Origin of the sequence: Undibacterium sp. 5I2, assembly GCF_035019605.1 — a bacterium.
GTDB lineage: Bacteria > Pseudomonadota > Gammaproteobacteria > Burkholderiales > Burkholderiaceae_D > Undibacterium.
Genome location: NZ_JASJVS010000154.1, coordinates 1 through 740, shown reverse-complemented (window position 1 = coordinate 740; position 740 = coordinate 1). Strand labels below are relative to the sequence as shown.

The following is a 740-nucleotide window of genomic DNA, read 5'->3' as shown; positions in this document are numbered from 1 at the left end:
ACGCAAGCGGCGGTGACTGGGGTGAATGCGCAAGCGACCCAGACTTACAGCTTGACAGTAACAGCCTTGCCACAACCGGTACTGACGTTTGCCACGCCGAGTGCCGCCAGTGTAGGTGTACAAAACAGTTTGACGAATGCCGCAATCTCAACTTTGAGTGGCGGCAGTTATGGTGTCATCACTTACAGCAGTTCAAATACCGCAGTAGCAACGGTCAGTGCCGGCGGTGTCATCACACCAGTCAGTGCTGGCGCTAGTACGATCACGGCCACGCAAGCGGCGGTGACTGGGGTGAATGCGCAAGCGACCCAGACTTACAGCTTGACAGTAACAGCCTTGCCACAACCGGTACTGACGTTTGCCACGCCGAGTGCCGCCAGTGTGGGTGTACAAAACAGTTTGACGAATGCCGCAATCTCAACTTTGAGTGGCGGCAGTTATGGTGTTATCACTTACAGCAGTTCAAATACCGCAGTAGCAACGGTCAGTGCCAGCGGTGTGATTACACCGATCAGCGCCGGCAACGCTACGATCACATCGACGCAAGCAGCGGTGACTGGGGTGAATGCGCAAGCCACACAAAGCTACAGCTTGACCGTAACAAGTCTGCCGCTTGGTATCGTGAGTTTCAGTACACCGAGCACAGCCAGTATCGGCATGGGTAACAGCTTGACCAATGCAGCGAGCTCAACTTTGAGCGGCGGTAGTTATGGCACCATCACTTACAACAGTTCAAATAC

The 740-nt window shown here is 54.3% G+C and carries 1 protein-coding gene; it reads left to right on the top strand.

Features of this window, described 5'->3' with window-relative positions; translation table 11 throughout:
- Positions 1 to 740 (top strand): Ig-like domain-containing protein (locus QN359_RS19790; RefSeq protein ID WP_323493631.1); only part of this gene is annotated, 740 nt, incomplete at both ends.